Source organism: Sphingobacterium endophyticum (assembly GCF_009733535.1).
Taxonomy (GTDB): Bacteria; Bacteroidota; Bacteroidia; order Sphingobacteriales; family Sphingobacteriaceae; genus Sphingobacterium; species Sphingobacterium endophyticum.
Genome location: NZ_SMMI01000006.1, coordinates 23,473 through 41,441 on the forward strand (window position 1 = coordinate 23,473; position 17,969 = coordinate 41,441).

A 17,969-nucleotide genomic window follows, 5' to 3' on the forward strand; every position below is an offset into this window, starting at 1 on the left:
TCGCCTTTTTTAGGTAGTAATGGTCTATCAATCAACTCCAGCGCAACAAAAAGGAATTTTTTTTTCCTTTATAGCGATTAATTTGCCTAGATAGCGTCATATTTTGGTTCTTATGCATGTATAAAGGAATAACTCTGTAATTTTGAGAAAAAAAATAGTTTGGCTATAAAATGAATTCCATGGATTATGACCTACTGATTCCGAAAATTCTCGATTACCTAACAAAATTAGTATCTGAAGAGCGAGCTGATTATTGTTTCCACAACAGCCATCATACCCAAGATGTTGTTGATGCGGCTCAAGAAATGTCTGACCATTATTCCCTGAATTCTGAAGAAAAATTCATTGTGGTTGCAGCGGCATATTTTCATGATACGGGCTATTTATCAGGTGGTGCTAAAGATCACGAGATTCGCAGTGCGGAGATTGCTGAGCAATTCTTAAAAGAGGAAAAGGTACATGCGTTGGTCATTGAAAAAGTTAAATCCTGCATATTAGCCACCAAGATGCCTCAATCTCCACGAAACTTATTAGAAAGTATACTGTGTGACGCAGATCTTTTTCACCTCGGCACATCAGATTTTGAGGAAAGAAATAAGTTGATGCAACAAGAGGCGGAGCATGTTAAGGGTGTGAAAATAGACAAGTCCACTTGGCGAAGGAGAACTATTGAACTTATGCAACAGCATGCATTTCATACGGATTATGCACAAGAAAAATTAAATCAAGGGAAAGCTAATAATCTTGAATCCTTGCTAAAGAAACAGAGAAAGAGTTTAAACAAACTTGAGGATGAAGCCGATAAGCTGAAGAAACCTGAACGTGGAATAGAAACTATGTTCCGGATTACATCCTCAAATAGTCAGCGGCTTAGCGATATGGCGGATAACAAAGCCAATATACTTCTAACTGTCAATTCAATTATACTTTCGATCATTGTTGCTGTTTTATTGAAGGCACTTGATAGTAATCCACACTTAATCATTCCTACCGTGCTATTAATGGGGACCTCTGTATCCACCATGGTCCTTGCGATCCTTGCTACTATTCCTAAAATACCGAAAGGTCATTTTAGTGATGAGGAGGTAAGGAATAAATCAGTCAATCTATTGTTTTTTGGGAATTTTTATAAAACCAAATACAATGAATATCAAAATGCAATGAATAAGGCCATGGATGACAAAGAATTTCTATATGGCATGCTAACAAAAGATGTTTATTCACAGGGAGTGGTCCTGGGAAGAAAATACCAGCTCCTACGCATAGCTTACGGAATCTTTATGTGTGGTTTAATCATCTCAGTCCTTGCATTCTGCATTGCTGTTCTAATATCCAAATAACGATGAAAATAAAATTCATACTCTATCTTTTATTCATTTCCAGCATCTCATCCTGTCAATCCCAATCCTCCAAACAGGAAAATGGAAAATTACAGGATGTTGAGGCATCTTCAAACTCATTGATAAAGAGTAAATCCTATGTTTTGCCCAAAACATTGAATGAAATTTCGGGAATCACCTTTCTTAACAATAGTAACCAAGTAGTATATGCGGTTCAAGATGAGGCGGGCTTAATCTATACCTATGATCTTTCATCAGGAACTATAACTTCACAATTTGAATTTGGGGAAGATGGAGATTATGAAGAGATAACCAATGATGGTGAATATTTTTATGTATTAAAAAGCAATGGAGATATTTTCAGCATTCCGGTAAGCATGGATGTAGACCAAGCCAAGGTTTCGGAATTTAAGGGCAAGTTGGGGAAAGGGGAATATGAATCTATGGGATATGACCCTGAAAATAAAAGCTTGGTGGTGCTGTGTAAATCCTGCCAAACAGATAAAGGGAACGCTACGCTAACGGGATATGTGATTAAGATTCTTGAGCAAGGTGAATTAAGTTTAAAGAATCAATTCAGCATTAGATTGGAAGAGATTAACCAACTCCTTCCAAAAAACTTAAAATCCTTAAAACCGTCAGCAATTAGCAAAGGAAATGCTGATAATACATGGAATCTATTATCATCCGTTGATAATATGTTAATCTCATTGGATGAACAATTTACACCCAAAGAAGTAACACTATTCAAGAAGAAACAGTTTGCTCAGCCCGAAGGGATAGCTTTTGACTCCAAAGGCCAAATGTATATCAGCAGTGAAAAAGGGAATACTGAAAATGCATTTATCTATCAGGTTAACATTGAAAAATAATGAGGAGAATCTTTTTCATACTTACTTTCTTCGTCTATCAGCTATCATTTTCTCAAGAAATTGACCGACGGTTAATAATTTTTGGAGATGCCGGCGAAATGAACAACAAGCAGAGCTTTTTGATTGAAAGTTCATATGATCTTCAAATACCCCAAAAAACGAAGGCCTTTTTTATTGGTGATAATATTTATCCTTCAGGGATGGGGCTTGAGGAGCCAGAGCGGAGTAGAACAGAGGATATACTAAAATCTCAATTTGAAGGATTTAGGAATTTAGGTGTACCTGTATATTTTTTGGCAGGGAACCATGATTGGGATCATTCCGGAAAGAACGGACTTGCTAAACTGAGAGCCCAAGAACGCTATATTAATGATTTTCGGGATCCCTTCCTACAGTTCTTGCCGACAGCAGGCAGCATGGGGCCAAAGACAATAAGCATTAATAAGAATGTGGTGGCTATTGTATATGATAGTGAATATTGGTTATTCCCCCATCATGAACAGAATATAGATCAGGAAAAAAATCAGTTTATTGCAGATTTAAAGAACCTTATAGACCAAAATAAGGATAAAACCATTCTATTGGTTTCCCATCATCCGATGAGTTCCTATGGTGACCATAGTTTAATTTATAATTGGAAGGATCATATTTTCCCGCTAACTGATGTCAGTCCCTCATTATACATTCCCTTGCCTGGATTGGGATCCCTTTATCCATTGTTGCGATCCAAAGTCTTTAGATCTCCAGAGGATTTAAAACATCCACTATATGCGGATTTGATTCAAAGTGTTACCTCTATAACAAAAGATCATCCTCGAGTATTGTTCATTTCAGGACATGACCATGGTCTACAATATATTTCAAATGATAATATCCGCCAGATCGTAAGCGGATCTGGTTCCAAGCAATCCGATATACATCAAAGAAAGCCCTTAAAATATGGCTATAACAAACAAGGATTTTGTGTTGTTGACATATTGGAAAATGATGACATCCGAGTAACATTTTACATTGACAAACCAAAAAACAAATTAACAAAGGACTTTGAGACTATTGTTGATTTTGCTGCTGAGCAATAAAAATATCCAAACCAAATTTTATGCTGCTTAGAAAATTACATATAGATAATGACATTCTTCAAGATGGAAATATTGAAGAAAAGTTGTCTTTGTGGCCATTCATTCAACATTTAGAGAATCGAATTAAAGAATCGGAGATGTATCTGCCAAAAATGGCAGATAAGCTTGTTCGGGAAAAAATTGATGAGTTCGGAGATATCACAGAAAACAACTTAGAGAACTTCAGAGAAGTTTTTGAGGCGATGTATCATCTTGCCAAAGGAATTCCATCGGACCAGCATGTCAAATGGGGTTTAGGTTTTCCTATTGCCGATCGTGTATTTTATGGCACCAATCCCTTTTACAATCTATTTGAAAAAGATTTTCATAAAATTAAACCACGTCAAGTTCATGGTATTTGGGACTTGGACTTTACAAATAAGCAATTATTCCTTTTAGTTTTAGAACGCTTTTATAATATAAGATCAATTAAGAAAAATCTACGGTTTATAAAAAAAGAAGAACGATTCGACCATTATTATGAGCTCGACATAGACTTCACTTTTGTAAATATACAGGCGAAAAAAGACCTTCCACAGATTGATCTATCATCGATAAAAGAGAAAGATTCTATTGGTTACGAAGATGTTGCTCCTATTCTCGAAAAATTTGACTTGAGTAATTTTATTTTCTCTGGCTTCACAATCTGTAGCTTAAGAGATTGTCAGAACGAATTTATTACAGAAAGCCTTCAGGACCTTATCAATAACCTGAGCATCTATAAAGGGGCTGATGGGTTATTAAAATTAAATGAGATTTTAAATGGCATGCTTGCAATTGAAGGGGTAAAGACATCATTTTATCCTATTTTAAAACTTAATGAAGCCCCAATCTTATCGACAGAATTAGGAAAGAACAGCGTTCTACTGAGCGATCAGGTTTTCTATGAACATTATTTCAATCAAGGTGAACTCTATCAATATTTAGAAGATCCATCCATATTGTCCTTTGGAGTACAAGAAGGGTTCGAATCTGATGACTCAGCATTAAAACAAGCATTGCAAAAGACTGGAATCAGCTCCTATGTTTGTCTTCCATTAATTCATAATGAAAACTTGGTTGGCATATTTGAGGTATACAGTAAGAATGAGGTAAGCCTTACCCGAAATATGCTTATTCAGGTTCAGTCCTTCTATAATCTGATGACCCAACTCGCAAATGAGATTATATTAAGTTTTAAGAATGAGCTGAACAACGTCATATTACATCGTTACACGGCATTACAGCCTGCAGTGGAGTGGAAGTTCAATCAAGTAGCTGCACAGTATTTAGGCGATGTGCTTAGTCAACTACCTGAACCCGAGCAAGAGAAAATCATCTTCAAAGAGGTTTACCCCTTCTATGCAGCAATAGATGTTAAGGATTCAAGTTTTCTAAGGAATAAGTCTTATAGAGATGACCTCGTCATCAGAATCGAATTTGTAGAAAAACTTATTCATGGGCTCAAAAACCATGAAAGCATAAAAATAGATGCTGATTTTTTGCACCGCTTCAATGTAACAAAGGGCTGGATACATGGTCCAAACCTAGATCATTACCTATTGGACATTTTATCATTCTTTCAAGATTATGTTCCTTCATTTCTTAATAAAATAGGCGACAAATCCCCAGAAGCCATTCCTTATTTAAACGATTGTAGGAGTAAATTAAAATACAGTTATGAGGATCTACAATCTAGCAGTGAGTTATTTGAGCGTTCTCTCCAGCGGATAAACAAAACCATCAAACTGGAATTAGCTGAATTCAACGCAGCGATACAGCAAATTTTCCCGTCGTATTTTGAATCTTTTCGCACCGATGGAATTGAATATGACCTGTACATGGGGCAATCGATAGCTCCATTGAAACGATTTGACACAAAATTATTAAAGGAGGTCAGAAAACAACAAATCATCAATATTGCAAAGATTGGCCGAAATACCCATGCTTTGAAAGCAAAACTTGAAATTCCGCTAGAAACGACGCAACTTATATTCATACATCCAAACCCGATCGATATTAGTTTCAGGGAAGACGAACGAAGGTTTGATGTTGAGGGTTCCTATAATATCAGATATCAAATCATAAAAAAACGGATCGACAAGGCATTTATCAAAAACAGTGCTGAGCGGTTGGTTAAACCAGGAACAATTTCAATTGTTTATAGCAGGAATCAAGTATCGAAGGATTTAAAATCATGCTTGGCAGAAGTTTCGGCTTTAGGATACCTGTTTCCCGACTATGAAGAATTTGAACTTGAAAACCTTCAGGGTGTAAGTGATTTAAAAGCAATACGTGTTAAAATAAAATTAGACGATCATCTTTAATCTAATGAAATGATATGCCTTCTTTAATAAAAAAATACATAACCTTTTTTCTAACGCTATTTTGGGGAAATTCTTTTGCCCAAACTGGTGATAGTATTGTCACCGTCATTGCTCCAGAATATGATAATGTCGGCGGGGTTCATAGGTTTTGGTTGGGAGACAGCTATAGAAAACTCTATAACACCCCGGTTAAGATGCGTGTTATGGATCTTTCTAAGGAAAAAGGAGGCTTAAAGATTATCAAATTAGGTGGCGGGATGCAGACACAATCCCTAAGGCTTGCCGATTCAAATGGAGTTGAATGGGTACTACGTTCGATTCAGAAATATCCGGAACGTAGCTTACCGGAAAGTCTTCGCAAAACCATCGCCAAGGACATTGTACAGGATCAAATTTCTATTGCTCATCCATTTGGAGCCCTGACAGTTCCAACGTTTAATAGAGCTTTAGAAATTCCACATGTTGCGCCGGAGCTTGTGTATGTAGGTGATGATCCTCTATTCGGAGAATATAGACCCATATTCAAGAACCGTGCGTATATGTTCGAGGCCAGGATGCCTTTTGAAAATGAAAAAACAGACAATACCCTTAAGGTCATTGATAAATTAATTGATGATAATGACACGAAAGTAGATCAAAAGCTAACACTTCGTGCCAGACTTTTGGATTTTGTTCTAGGGGATTGGGATCGCCATGAAGATAACTGGCGTTGGGATCCCGAAAAGGAAAAAGGAAAGAAAACGTACTCCCCGGTTCCGCGTGATCGGGACAAAGTATATTATAAGACATCCGGAATTTTCCCAGTATTGTTATCATACCAATGGTTGAAAGCACATTTACAACCATTTAGCCCACACATCAGAAATGTTTCCCATTGGAATTTTAATGCCCGACATTTCGATAGATTTTTCTTAAACCACTTAAGTGAAAATGATTGGAAGACGGAGATTTTATATGTTCAAGAGACCTTGACCGATTCATTAATACAGCAGGCGATGCTTCAAATGCCGGACAGCATTGTCAAATTAAGCGCAGCAGAACTTGAAACCAACATACAATCACGTCGTGATGAACTAATGACGACGGGAATTACCTATTACAGGTCACTTGCTAAAGTTGTGGACCTTCCGCTATCCGGAAAACGAGAATTTATCGATATAGATATAGAACATGACGGAAGTATCGGCATTGATGTTCACAACAAAAAGAAAGATGGTACCGAAGGGGCTAGGATTTTAAAAAGAAAATTCAATCCCTTGGAGACCAAAGAGATCTGTATCTATGGAATTGATGGCCAGGATGAGTATAAATTGCATGGAGCAGGTCATTCTCCTATAAAGCTGAGATTAATTGGCGGAAAAGGACATGATAGATTCTTAGCAACGGATGCATTCAAAAATGCCAAAAGAACTTTTCTATATGATGATCGATCAGATACAGCGAACACCTTTAATAACTTACAAAACATCCGTTATCGACTAAAAAAAGATAGTTCAGTACATAAATTCCAATATGATAATTTTGTATATGACCGGAAAGGGTTCTTAGTAAATATGAATTATGGCATAGACAGAGGCTTAATTATTGGAGCTGGATACCTTATCGAAAACCAAGGGTTTCGAAAGAACCCCTTTGCCTACAAACATGAATTCCTTGCCAGCTATTTGACCGGAAGACAGTCATTCATATTTGAATATAAAGGTAATGTCAAAAAGGTTTTTGGAGAACAGGACCTTGCTATAGATTTTCGAGCATTAGGACCGTTCAACCAAAGCAATTTTTTTGGATATGGGAACAACAGCATTTATAAGAAGGAAGACGATTATGAAATAGACTATTACCGTAACAGATATGACTTAGTCAATGCTGATATTTTCCTAGAATATTCCCCTTTTTCAAGGGCTAAAATATTCTATGGCTCTAGTTCAGAATATTATCATAGTCAATCAAAGAATAATGAAGAAAGGTTTTTCCACGAGTTTAATTTGGACCAGCCTCTAGAAAATATTTTTGATAATAAGTTTTTTACCGGTGCGACAATTGGTGTAGATTATGATACTAGAGATAATAAATCGAATCCAAAAGCTGGTTTCAGAATATTTACTCGCTTAGATTGGAAAGGGGAAGTGAATGGCCAGGGTCGAAACTTCACGGCTTTGGACAATTCAATCAGTTTATATAAAACTATTTTCAATGAGAATTTAACCATTGCAAACCGAACTGGCTTAAAAGCGGTTTGGGGAAATCCTTATTTTTATCAGCATGCCATGATTGGTGGAGAGATGAGTCTACGGGGATATAATTCACAAAGATTTACTGGAAAAACCGCCTTGTACAATAACCTTGACGTACGGTTAAAACTATTCAGTTTTAGTTCATATTTAGTTCCGGGAACTGTAGGTGTTATTGGATTTTATGATATAGGTAGAGTTTGGATGACTGATGACCCTTCTAATAAATGGCATATGGGTTCGGGTGGAGGATTCTATTTTATGCCTGGAGATTTAATGGTTATTCAAGCTACCGTTGGTGCAAGTAAGGAAGCCGTCTTACCGTATCTAAGGGTGGGCCTATCTTTTTAAATTCCATGCCCTCCCAGAAGTTCAATTTCCTGTCCTTTAGGGGGTTGACCATCCAAAATTGGCATCGCTTGGGAAATTAATTCCTTTACACCTTCTACCTTCAATGAGTTAGCATGGTCTTCTTTGCTATCCCATATTTCTGTAACAACAACAGAATTGCTATCATTTGAATCAAGTCCAATCGCATAAAGGCTACAACCTTTTGCCTTGGAAACTAATTTAGAGGCTTCCAACAATATCTTCGCAAGTTCCTCAACTTGACCTGCTTTAGCCGTTAATTTCCCATGTAGTAAATATTTATTTGACATATCAATCTCTATAAGGTTATATATTATAAACTGGACAATGTAATCTTTGTTTTGGTGCAATTACAAATATAGTTTCTTGAACTAATTTAATTATTTTGTACCAACATAAACCTATAATTGAAAATGAGACTAAACCCGTACCTATTAATTCTGTTATTCATATCGACCATTAGCAAGCTCAACGGCCAAGAACAGGATCTCGTAAAATATGTAAATACGCTTCAAGGCACACATTCTGAATATTCGCTTTCTTATGGAAATACATATCCCACAATCGGGCTTCCCTTTGCCGTTCATTTCTTTTCAGCACAAACAGGAAAAAATGGTGACGGCTGGAAATATCAATATCAAGCGGACAAAATTCGAGGATTTCAGCAGGTTCATCAGTGCAGTCCATGGATGAATGACTATGCTGTATTTTCCTTGATGCCCGGAACAGGTGATTTGGTGGTTGATGAACATGAAAGGGCTTTGTCTTTTTCCCATAAAAATGAAATTGCTAAACCACATTACTATTCCGTTAAATTTGACAATGGGATTCAAACAGAGATCAGTCCGGTTGAAAGAGGTGCACATATGCGTTTCACTTTTCCCAAACGGGATAAAGCTCATCTTATTTTGGATGGTTACATCAAAGATTGTGAAATAAAAATCATTCCCGAAGAACGAAAAATAATTGGATGGGTCAACAATGGACGGTTCGTCCCAGAAAATTTTAGGAGTTATTTTGTACTGATCTTCGACCAAGACTTTAAATCTTATGGTACATGGGAAAATGAAAAGGGTTCTATAAATACAGGGAATTCAATGGATTCCGGCAAGGGTGTTGGGGCCTATCTAGAATTTAGGCCTGGAAGCAAAGTAGAGGTGAAACTCGCATCTTCCTACATAAGCCAAGAACAAGCGATATTAAATTATAATCAAGAATTAAGAGGGAACAAGAAATTTGAGCAGACAAAAAACAATGCCTTTCATGTTTGGAACAAATTATTAAATCGGGTCTTAGTTGAAGGAGGATCAGAGGATGAAAAGGCGACATTCTATTCATGTTTATTTCGTGCGAATTTGTTTTCCAGAAAATTCTATGAAATGGATTCAAATGGACAACCCTATTATTTTAGTCCCTACGACGGAAAAATACATCAAGGCTATATGTTTACGGACAATGGTTTTTGGGATACTTTTAGGGCCCAATTTCCATTGAGTAATATTCTACATACCGATATGCAGGGTAAGTATATGCAGTCCCTGTTGGATGCACAGCAGCAGGCGGGCTTCTTTCCCACTTGGTCTAATCCGGGGATGTCCGGAGTCATGATTGGAAATCATGCCATTTCCCTACTGACTGACGCATGGATAAAGGGGATTCGAACGTTCAATCCGGACAGTGCCCTTCGTGCATATTACCATGAAACTACAAATAAGGGCTTTTGGGGAGGTTCAAATGGTCGCGAAGGGTGGAAAGAATACTATACGAAAGGCTATATTCCTTACGGTGAAATTCATGAAAGCACGGCAAAGACCCTAGAATATGCATACGATGATTTTTGTGCCTATCAATTGGCGAGGCTAACCGGGAACAAATTCTACGAAAATATCTTTGCCAGGCAAATGTACAATTATAGAAATGTTTTTGATCCTGAAGTTAATTTTGTTCGAGGCCGTCTAGAAAACGGGGAATGGCTAAAAGATTTTGATCCTGTTGAATGGGGAGGGCCTTTTACTGAAGCTAATTCTTGGCAATATACCTGGTCAGTATTACATGATGTCAATGGTTTAATTAACCTAATAGGTGGTGTCGATAAGTTCAATTCAAAGCTCGATGCCTTCTTTACAATGGATCAGCGGATTAAATACGGAACCTACAAACAGGAAATACATGAAATGAGAGAAATGCTTCTGGCAAAGATGGGTCAATATGCACATGGAAACCAGCCCACTCAACATGTACCATATCTTTATAACTTCAGTGGAGAACCCTGGAAATCCCAAAGACAAGTTAGGCTGGTTTGTTCCGAACTATATAATGCAACAGAGAAAGGCTATCCAGGAGATGAAGATCAGGGCCAAATGTCTTCCTGGTATGTTTTGAGCGCTTTAGGTATCTATAGTGTATGTCCTGGCACCGATGAATATGTAATTGGTTCTCCTGTTTTTCAAAAAGCAACCATAACATTGGAAAACGGCAAAAAATTTATCATCAATGCCCCGAATAATAGCTCTGAGAACGTATATATAAAAACCGCTAGCCTCAATGGTCAGCCATTTAATAAGAACTATATTACTTATGAAGATATTTTGAAAGGTGGCGTTCTTGAATTTGAAATGAGCAATGTTCCTAATAAAAGCCGGGGAACAGAGCTTTCGGCAAGGCCATTCTCACTCAGTAAGCTCGATAATTAATTTAGAAAGGATTAGCATAAGAGTACACTGGTTATTTGAATGGGTTTTTGCAAAATAATTTGCGAAACCAAATGATTGCAACTATATTTGAAACCAAATAATTGCACAATGGAAACAAGAAGGGATATATTCCAGGCAATCGCTGACCCCACACGAAGATCGATCATCGCGTTGATTGCAATACAGGCGATGACTCCCAACGCTATTGCTGAACATTTTGAGAGTTCGAGACAGGCTATTTCCAAACATTTAAGGATCTTAACTGAATGTGAAATAATCAAATCAGAGCAAAAAGGTCGGGAGATTTACTACCAACTAGAATTAGATAAAATGAAGGAAATTGACCAATGGATAGAACAGTTTCGGAAGATTTGGGAAACACGATTTAACCAATTGGATGATTTATTAGGAAACCTAAAAAACAAAAATAATGAGTAATAATCTATTTTATTCCCCATAATTTATTTGGTTGGTCACCCATCTCGATTATCATTTCCCCACCCTTGAGAATTTCTGACTGGGGAATTAAATAACTGTCAACCGTTTTCCCATTCAATGTTACATGTTGTATATACTTGTTTACCTTGGATGCATTGCGGGCATAAATAGTAAACTTAGCTCCTCTCCCATATTTATTACCCAGGTCTATTGTAATTTTTTCATACCTCGGTGAGCCCAGCTCGTATGTTGGGATTTCAGTTACTCCACCATCCAGTTGAAACAATCCCAAGGCACTCATAACAAACCAACTGCTCATTTGTCCAAGGTCTTCATCTCCTGGATACGCATTGTAGGGTGATGTTCCATAATATTGTTCTTGGATCGCACGGTTCCATTTCTGAGTCAACCATGGCGCATCTGCCCAATTAAAAAGATATGAAACTTCCATAGATGTTTGATTTCCGTGGTTTACAGGAAATAAGCTAAAGTTATCTCCTGCAGCATTAAAATTCGCCTTAGCTGATTTTTCCATAGCGTCATTCAATCTATTCACAAATTTTTCTTTCCCTATTCCATCTACTAATTCCAATGGCTGATGAGGAACAAACCATGAATAGTTAAAGGAATTACCTTCAACAAATCCCGGAGTATGATAGGGATCGAATGGCTCTATCCATTTGCCCTGTTCATCTTTTGGTCTCATAAATCCAATTGTTCTATCAAAAATATTCTTCCAATTCTGCGATCTGTTCTTGAAAAATAGATAATCCTCCGTGTTGCCTAACGATTTGGCCATTTGGCTCAAACTCCAATCATCATATGCATATTCTAGCGTATTAGACACATAGCCCTTACCTGCAGGGATATAACCATATTTGATATAAGCAGGTAAGTGTTCTACGCCAACTGTTCCCCCACCCGTATATTTCTGCGGATCTACAGTCATCATTTTCTTAAGCCCCCGATAAGCTGTTTTCAGATCAAAGTCCCTTATTCCACTTTGCCAAGCCCCTTGAATCTGCGAAATAACGTGCATAGCAACCATAACCCCAGTATGTTCAATTCCCGCAGGATCTGTATTAAACCATCCTGAATTCTTGTAGAGAGAAATTGCAGATTTTGCCCATGCAGAGGAGATCTCTGGGGCAACCAGGTTGAATAAAATTTGATTATCCCAGAAAGTATTCCAATACTCCCCTGAGATAATGACATCCTCGGGATCATCAAGCTGTTGAATATGCTCATTCTCATCCCTATATCGACCATCGTAGTCACTCCAAATGGCCTTGGCAGCAATTGCCCGATAGAAATTAGTATAGAATTTCTTTTTTTGGAGATAATCTGAAGTTTCAATTTCAATTCTTCCTAAATACTCATTCCAGATTTTACGGGAATTGTTGACAACCGCGTTAAAATCCCAATTAAATGGTTGAATGATCTCCCTTTCCAGATTATTTCTTGCCCCTTGAAGATCAACTAATGAAACTCCGGTCCTTACCATAATTTCTTCCCCATCCGAAGTTGAGAAATTCGCTAAAACTCCCAGATCACCTTTACCGTTGATTTGGCCTATTTTTGAAAAAATCTCATTTCCTTCTAGATACTCATGATTCCTATTCCATCCTGGAATATATCCCTTAACTGCTTCGATGGTTTCATTCTTCCAGCCCGAAAGAGATTTAAAAGGCTTATTAAATTGTATAACAAAATATAGGGTATACTCCTGTTGAAGGGAATATCCTGTGAATGCATTGTAATATGACGCATACCCTTCAATCTCAGTATCAGAGACTTTGGTGATCTTCGCATCGGTCAGGTTATGAGGGTATTCATTGGGGGTAAACATATCGATCAAGACTCTTGAACTATCGCTTTTAGGAAAGGTATATCTCTGTAAGGCTGCCCTTCTTGTTGCAGTTAACTCAGCCTTAATTCTTGTATCGGTCATGAAAACGGAGTAATAGCCTACCTTGGCAATTTCCGATGATTTATCAATACGTGATCTATAGCCTTCATCAGGGAAATTCTCACGTCCCGGATTTACTTTAATTTCCCCAACAGTAGGCTGCATGAGCAAACCAATCATTGTCCAGTCACTAAAGTGGCTAAATCCCATAACATTTTCTATGCTGTATTCATATCCTGCTTTCCATGTTTCATCTTGATTGTCAGGCGCAATCTGTACCATGCTTAATGGAAGTACTGGCGATGGTTTAAACATCCATCTAGAATTCCCTGTTCCAACCAATAAATCAACATAATCTACATATTCATGCAATCTTTTTGGGGAAAGCTCAATATTTCCGTCAAATAAGATCTTAGACTTGTTTTTAACAATAAATTTTGAAATCTTTTTGGATTTAGCAGTGGAAGCAGGGACATTGACCTCCTGAATGCTCTCCCCTACTTCAATATTCTTATTTGAAACTAAAGTTCCATCCAGATAAAAAGATAATTCCTGCGGTCGGTCAAATTGTTTAAGATCTACCAATATCGATTGAAACCTTTTATTTCCGCGTATATATTCAAATGGAGCTTGTTCAACAGACTTGATCAATGTGGACGTTGTAGGATTGAGCTCCATTTTAGAACGGCTGCTTAAGGCGATATAATCAAAAAGAGCCCAATGTCCAGAAACAATACCCATCTGGATTTTATTCATTCCTTCCTTAAGAAGGTCATTTGCAAAATCAATCCTTAGATCTTGGGGTTCAACATGAATTGCATTACCTTTTAATAAGGAATCTGAACTTCTACCGATTAATTCTCTTTCATATCTTTTCCCATTGATTTCAATTCTAATTTTTGAGGGTGTTTTAGAACTTATGCCTGTAAAACGCAATAAAAGTGAGCTTTGCCCTTTATTAGGTGTTGATTTAAGGTCAAACATCAATATTGGAAAATGCCGGGGGTGATATCCTGCCCAGTAGCCTCCACCAGCAAAACCATCCAATGGTCCTGGCAAAACATATGGCCAGTCCTTGGAAATGTCTGAATATCCAACATTAAATATACTTTCTCCCGAAAAATTAGCTAGAAAACTCTCATAATCTTTTGGAGATAATGCAAATTCACTAGAACTATTGTCCTTTTTGCCAAGTTCAAAAATTATTTTTTCTTGGGCCGTTACATTGAAAAAGCAATAGATAATAAGGACAATAATAATGCTGTGTTTCATGATTCTTAAAATTAATGAATTAGAATTTGTGGTTGCGAACCGTAGACTAACTTATGTCACTTTGAGGGAATCATGACAATGATCTGCTAATGTAATTATTTGAAGTCTTAGGTTTACGCATCCAATCTAAGCATTTTTAATAAGTTATGCATCTAAAACTTTATGAATCTGAAGGTTTAAACACGAAAAGTTAAAACCAGTTGAAAACAAAAACCTTGGTATGCTGTTATCCATCAGAACATTGTCATAAATCAACCTTAATTCCATATGAAAAGAAGAACATTTATAAACAGCATAAACATTGGTTTGGCTTCTTCCCTATTAATTCCTTCCAAATCTTTTGCTGTTGATCAATTCTTAGATCTAGCACTCACGCAGGATGAAAAAGAACTTTCACAGCATACCATCGATTCCGTGGTGTTCTCAAGGGTAAAGCTTAATTATCCGCGATTAGTGGGCAAGAATGCTAAATTAGATTTACATGGACATGGCCCTGATTTGGAGATATGCGCGATAAGGACAGACCAGGGGGCAATGGGATGGGCGTCCCTTCGGGGTTCTAAAAAAGATGCGGAACAATTAGTCCCCCAACTTATCGGAAGAAAGGTGTCTGAATTATTTTTGCCTAAACAGGGAACCTTGTTGGATAAGAACATAGCTTTCGATATGGCCTTGCATGATTTAGCTGGGGTGATCCTGCAGAAACCTGTTTATGAACTGTTGGGTAGAAAAGAGCCATTTATCACGAAGTACTATAGCGGAATGATCTATTTCGACGATCTGGAACCGAAAGGAAGTCCCTCTGGAATCGATAAGATTTTAGAAGAATGCCGCTTTGATTATGGAGTTGGCTATCGTCAGTTCAAATTAAAGATCGGACGGGGGCATAAGTGGATGCCAGCAGCAGAAGGTCTCCAAAGGGATATCGAAGTGACCAAAGCGGTTGCGGCATCATTTCCTGATTGCGAAATCCTCGTTGATGGCAACAATGGATTTTCAAGTGATGATTTTATAAAATATCTACAGGGAGTCGCCGGGATAAAACTTTTCTGGATTGAGGAGCCGTTCCATGAAACGATTGCTGATTATAAGAAACTCCGCGAATATGTACGGATAGAAAAGTTGGACACACTTTTGGCTGATGGCGAGGCTGATCCGGATCAACAATTTTTAAAGAAACTCTTCGAGCAGAAGCTATTGGACGTTCAACTCACCGACATCGAGGGCTTGGGATTCACGAACTGGAGAAATATGATGCCGGAATTAGTAAAAATGGGAACACAAGCTTCTCCGCATGCATGGGGTTCGTTATTGAAAACAAACTATACAGCGCATTTGGCAGGCGGCCTGGGCAATACCGTCACGATAGAAGGCGTTACCAGCGCTTCAGATGATATGGATCTAACTGCATATACCATTAAGGATGGAAAGTTAGTGCCTCCTAAATTACCCGGCTTTGGAATGCAGTTATTGAAAAAGGTTTGACCCTCCTAAAAAAGACCGTCGATCCATAAAAATCGGCATGCCAAAATATTATGCAGTAATTATATAATTCCCAAACCGTTTTTTGTCCTGGTTGGGGTAAATAAAAAAACACCCATATGTTTCCATATGGGTGTTAGGGTTTCTTTTAAAAGATTATTTTTTACCAGCCAGGGTTCTGCCCCAGGTCAGGGTTTAGGACTAAGGAGTTGGCAGGGATTGGATATAAATATTGTCTTCCATCCGAATACCAAGTCCTAGGCTGTGCTTTGAACCACTCCAAGTGGTTTGTTGAAGTCATTGTCTGGAAATTACTTGCTTTTCCACCAATGGCTACTTTGGCAACCCCAGCAGGGACAGTAATACTAGGCCCTGATTTGCTACCATCATAGAAAACAACGTCCGGTTTACCATCATGATCCAAATCCATCAACTTATCCAAAGCCGGTACATAGATACCAGTCCAAGGTAATTGAGCCATTAATTCACCACGCTTCCATCTTTTAAGGTCGTTAAAACGAAAACCCTCTAAAGCTAACTCCACTTGTCTTTCTCTCCTAATTTCTAATAAAATTGGATTTGTTACACTTGGAAAGAACGTTTTCTGAAGGTATGTGTCTACTTTTGTAGGAAGGACTTTTGTTCCTCCGGTTATTCCGCTTCTTTCGCGAAGAGCACCGATTGACCGTGTCCAATCAGCTACAGATAGTGTTCCCAATTCAGCTTTAGCCTCGGCAAAATTTAGAAGAATCTCTGCAAACCTCATTAATGGAACCGAGTTGGTATTTGTTCCGCCATTGTCATAGGAAGGATCGTCCATTGTATATTTAATTGCTTGGTATCCCGTATAGGTATGACTTGCGAAATTTGGAGGTGTTGCAACTCCTGCCCTAGTATAACCGGGTGTACGGATCAACTGCGAAAGTCTCGTATCGCGATTTTGGGTTTCCTCGAAGAACTCCTCGGCCATAAATCCTGGACGGTCTGTATAGGGTGTTCCATCTTCATTAAGAATGATATTAATAAATGGACGAACCAAACTATATCGAGGTCCATAGGTTGCAGATGTCCACCACCAGTTCGCATCGTTCAAGATAGCCAATTCACTGCTAAATGCTACAGCCAACATAACTTCGTTCGTAACAGGTTTCTCACTGATGAACAACTGACGCTGAGATAGTTCTACCCCTTGCGCCGTGTTCAGGGAATGCGGACCTTTGGACATCACTTCCTCTGCGGCTGCCGCAGCTAACTGCAGATATTGATTTGCCGAAGAGCCGAGATTCAGTTCATTATGATATTTCCTGTAGGTCCCTTCAAAAAGTGCGATTCTTGACTTTAACCCCATCGCTGTCCATTTTGTGATGAGGGTTCCATCAGATGAACCTGAAGCTATATTTGCATAGGCAAAATCAAGATCTGCCATGATCTTATCCATGACCAATACACGAGAATCACGTTTACCATACAATACCTCTTTATCATCCACACTCAGTGGTGTTTCTACCCATGGCACATCGCCAAACCGAACAACCTTATCATAATAGAACCATGCACGGAAAAACCGGGCAATCCCCAGATAATTATTCTTTACGTCCTGGCCTAAATCAGAGCCCTCCAATTTCGTGATGAAATGGTTGATGTTTCTCAGTGCGGACCATGACCAGCCTGAACTTGTTTCTGCCGAATAGGATCCATCCATCAAGAAATTGTTCAAACTGTTTACGGCACCATAATCGGCCATTGCATCACCTTTAAACGCATCGGAACCGGATGTAATGTTATTGTAAAATGAATAGCTATATGTTTTCAAACCGCTCTCTGTTCCAAAGATATCGTCCTCGGTAGCAGTTGCCTTCGGGGTCTCACTCAATTCACAAGAAGTAAATAGAAGTGCAGTAATCCCCAGTGCTAAAAATACTTTTTTCATGTTTTCCTT

The 17,969-nt window shown here is 38.1% G+C and carries 11 protein-coding genes; 8 read left to right on the forward strand and 3 right to left on the reverse strand.

The genetic code is table 11. The annotated features are described in order from the left end of the window. Positions 1-179 precede the first annotated feature (179 nt). From E0Y80_RS09290 to E0Y80_RS09310, 5 genes are read left to right on the forward strand one after another with little or no spacing between them, the layout of a single operon-like run. Positions 180-1,340, forward strand: a complete 1,161-nt coding sequence (locus E0Y80_RS09290) for a Pycsar system effector family protein (protein ID WP_156307399.1) — start codon at positions 180-182, stop codon at positions 1,338-1,340. A gap of 2 nt (positions 1,341-1,342) precedes the next feature. Next, complete coding sequence (locus E0Y80_RS09295) at positions 1,343-2,212, forward strand: SdiA-regulated domain-containing protein (RefSeq protein ID WP_156307400.1); 870 nt, start codon at positions 1,343-1,345, stop codon at positions 2,210-2,212. Then, positions 2,212-3,291 carry a metallophosphoesterase gene (locus E0Y80_RS09300; protein ID WP_156307401.1) on the forward strand — a complete coding sequence of 360 codons (1,080 nt, stop codon included), beginning with the start codon at positions 2,212-2,214 and terminating at the stop codon, positions 3,289-3,291. The genes E0Y80_RS09295 and E0Y80_RS09300 overlap by 1 nt, the downstream gene beginning before the upstream one ends. Positions 3,292-3,311: 20 nt before the next feature. Next, positions 3,312-5,636 (forward strand): GAF domain-containing protein, encoded by a 2,325-nt coding sequence (locus E0Y80_RS09305; RefSeq protein ID WP_156307402.1) that lies wholly within the window; start codon positions 3,312-3,314, stop codon positions 5,634-5,636. Positions 5,637-5,650: 14 nt separating this feature from the next. Beyond that, on the forward strand, positions 5,651-8,218 hold the full coding sequence (locus tag E0Y80_RS09310; protein WP_156307403.1) for a BamA/TamA family outer membrane protein: 2,568 nt from the start codon (positions 5,651-5,653) through the stop codon (positions 8,216-8,218). Here the strand turns inward: E0Y80_RS09310 and E0Y80_RS09315 are convergent. Next, entirely contained in the window at positions 8,215-8,526 is a 312-nt protein-coding gene (locus E0Y80_RS09315) for a putative quinol monooxygenase (RefSeq protein ID WP_156307404.1), read from the reverse strand. The two genes, E0Y80_RS09310 and E0Y80_RS09315, sit on opposite strands and share 4 nt — an antisense overlap. Positions 8,527-8,649: 123 nt before the next feature. Here E0Y80_RS09315 and E0Y80_RS09320 point away from each other — a divergent pair, with 123 nt between their 5' ends. Both E0Y80_RS09320 and E0Y80_RS09325 read left to right on the forward strand, forming a co-directional pair. Continuing rightward, the gene (locus E0Y80_RS09320; protein ID WP_156307405.1) at positions 8,650-10,929 is read left to right on the forward strand and encodes a GH92 family glycosyl hydrolase; all 2,280 of its coding nucleotides are present in this window, start codon (positions 8,650-8,652) and stop codon (positions 10,927-10,929) included. A gap of 108 nt (positions 10,930-11,037) precedes the next feature. After that, positions 11,038-11,367, forward strand: a complete 330-nt coding sequence (locus E0Y80_RS09325) for an ArsR/SmtB family transcription factor (RefSeq protein ID WP_156307406.1) — start codon at positions 11,038-11,040, stop codon at positions 11,365-11,367. Positions 11,368-11,371: 4 nt separating this feature from the next. Here E0Y80_RS09325 and E0Y80_RS09330 read toward each other — a convergent pair whose 3' ends face one another. Further along, complete coding sequence (locus E0Y80_RS09330; protein ID WP_156307407.1) at positions 11,372-14,548, reverse strand: GH92 family glycosyl hydrolase; 3,177 nt, start codon at positions 14,546-14,548, stop codon at positions 11,372-11,374. 267 nt (positions 14,549-14,815) lie between these two features. Here E0Y80_RS09330 and E0Y80_RS09335 point away from each other — a divergent pair, with 267 nt between their 5' ends. Further along, complete coding sequence (locus E0Y80_RS09335) at positions 14,816-16,033, forward strand: enolase C-terminal domain-like protein (RefSeq protein WP_156307408.1); 1,218 nt, start codon at positions 14,816-14,818, stop codon at positions 16,031-16,033. Positions 16,034-16,193: 160 nt separating this feature from the next. On the opposite strand, the gene E0Y80_RS09340 is transcribed toward E0Y80_RS09335, so the two are convergent. Beyond that, entirely contained in the window at positions 16,194-17,960 is a 1,767-nt protein-coding gene (locus E0Y80_RS09340; RefSeq protein WP_156307409.1) for a RagB/SusD family nutrient uptake outer membrane protein, read from the reverse strand. Positions 17,961-17,969: the final 9 nt, after the last annotated feature.